Source organism: Bartonella sp. CL70QHWL (genome assembly GCF_042194855.1).
Lineage (GTDB): Bacteria > Pseudomonadota > Alphaproteobacteria > Rhizobiales > Rhizobiaceae > Bartonella.
Window position 1 is genome coordinate 1 of sequence record NZ_JBHINJ010000071.1, and the last position, 1,806, is coordinate 1,806.

Sequence of the window (1,806 nt, forward strand, 5' to 3'; positions counted from 1 at the left end):
CCGCGATTAGCTTGCGCTCGTTTTGCTTTTTTGGGAACGTTCTCTTGCTCGTGAATGGGAGGTTGGTTGTCTGATGATGTTGTGATTTGCTCTGATGTGGTCTCAACAGCAGCAACCTCTGTTGGCTCGTCAACCTGTTCGTTTGTTTCTAAACTTTCAGAACCAATTTCTTTTTTTGCTAAAACGATAGTTTTAGTTTTTTTATATATATTCTTATTCTGGTTCTTTATAGCTTGATTTTGCTTAGCGTTTGCTTCAGCAAAAAAAACGTTTTGCTTGTCATTTGCTTCAGCAAAATTATTAACATGTTGTTTTGTATTATTTTTTGCTTGCGCACCTTTTTTACCAGCTTCACTACGAACTTGCGATATGTGCTCTTTTTTATCAGCAAAATCGTTCAACTCTTCTTCAACACGCGTATTCCACAATCCATTATCTGTCTCAACAAGTTTATCATTCCTCATTAAGTATTCGACAATAGCTGCAAATTTTTTCTGCGAACAATTGCAAGCACGTGCAAGCGTTTCAAAATCTTCTTTAATTGGTGCTTTTTTATCGTACATGCGAACGAGAAGCGTCATATAAGCGCCCCTTTGCTCTAACGTCATTCCATCTGTACCACTTATCCAGTCATACAAATGGAATCTTATCCATGGCATACCATTAGACATGCGCGCCCCCTTCTTTCATTAAATATAAATTAGTGATCATAATCCCCCCCTTAAAGCTGTTGCGTATTTATGCGTGCGCATGGTGACGCGTAATCTATTTATTTGATCTCTTTATTTTTGCCTGTTTAAGAGTGTGAATGATGCTGTTGATGTTCATTCTTTTCTTCATATTGAAGCTTCGTCATTTCATTTTGTTCACATGGCTTCATGCAAACAGTGGAACCATTGACAAAAGCAGGCGTTGCTTTTTCTTGTATTGCAGTAGTAAAATTTTCTTGATACCAATCACTAGGACTTACATAATTATCCGTAATCTTTGCTATTTGCTTTATTATCCTAGGCTGAGGAAATCTCTTCTTATTTATGTAACGCGCTATTGATGTCTGTGTAACACCTATAGAGGCTGCAAACTCAGCGTAAGTAATATTATTCTTCAATAAATATGATTTTAGCTTAAACATTCCCAAATCATACCATAGCGGTATTTTTAATGCAAGAGATTTTTACCGTATTGGTATTTGAAAGATAAAATTTTTTTTATAGGATAAGAATCATGAATAACTTAAAATTTTTCAGAGAGAAAATGGGCTTAAGCTCTAAAAAGTTAGCTGAATTAGCAGGTACGAGTCAACCACAGATTTTTCGCTTAGAAAATGGTCATCGGAAATTAACAAAAGAATGGGCTATACGTTTAGCACCTCACTTATCCGTTACCCCTAAACAATTGATGTTTTCAGAACAGGAGACAAATAACTTAGATGCACAAATAGAAGATATGCTCGAACATCTAAGTTATGATAACAAAGTTAAACTTCTTGATCTTCTTTCTTCATTTTATCAAGAAAAGAAATAATAAATTTCTTTTTTTCATCCTCTGTTAATTTTTTCCAAAACGCTAATATTTTTTCATCAATCAATAGATTTTTATCCATTATTTCACCCCTTCCAAATATAAAATAAAAAAAATAACCATTTTGGTATTGACTCAACACTACCATAATGGTATAAACATCTCATAAACCACGCACAAACAATCGCCAAGAGGCGTTAGGGAGGAAAAATTATGGAAAATCCAATTCTTATAAATTCTGATGAAATTTTATTAGTTGTCTATGATGATGATCAAAACATTGGT

General features: G+C 34.1%; 3 protein-coding genes. 1 reads left to right on the forward strand and 2 read right to left on the reverse strand.

Going from position 1 to position 1,806, the window contains the following annotated elements:
- A partial coding sequence (locus tag ACFIJZ_RS09705) for a YdaU family protein (protein WP_375631946.1) occupies positions 1-671 on the reverse strand: 671 nt, incomplete at its 3' end.
- 125 nt (positions 672-796) lie between these two features.
- The gene (locus tag ACFIJZ_RS09710) at positions 797-1,132 is read right to left on the reverse strand and encodes a helix-turn-helix domain-containing protein (protein WP_375631948.1); all 336 of its coding nucleotides are present in this window, start codon (positions 1,130-1,132) and stop codon (positions 797-799) included.
- Positions 1,133-1,224: 92 nt separating this feature from the next.
- On the opposite strand from ACFIJZ_RS09710, the gene ACFIJZ_RS09715 reads away from it, so the two are divergent.
- Positions 1,225-1,524 (forward strand): helix-turn-helix domain-containing protein, encoded by a 300-nt coding sequence (locus ACFIJZ_RS09715; protein ID WP_015856266.1) that lies wholly within the window; start codon positions 1,225-1,227, stop codon positions 1,522-1,524.
- Positions 1,525-1,806: the final 282 nt, after the last annotated feature.

What these genes read in the sequence shown, in the direction of transcription:
- ACFIJZ_RS09710 (WP_375631948.1), bottom strand. Translation starts at nt 1,132, where the DNA reads ATGTTTAAGCTAAAATCATATTTATTGAAGAATAATATTACTTACGCT.
- ACFIJZ_RS09715 (WP_015856266.1), top strand. Translation starts at nt 1,225, where the DNA reads ATGAATAACTTAAAATTTTTCAGAGAGAAAATGGGCTTAAGCTCTAAA.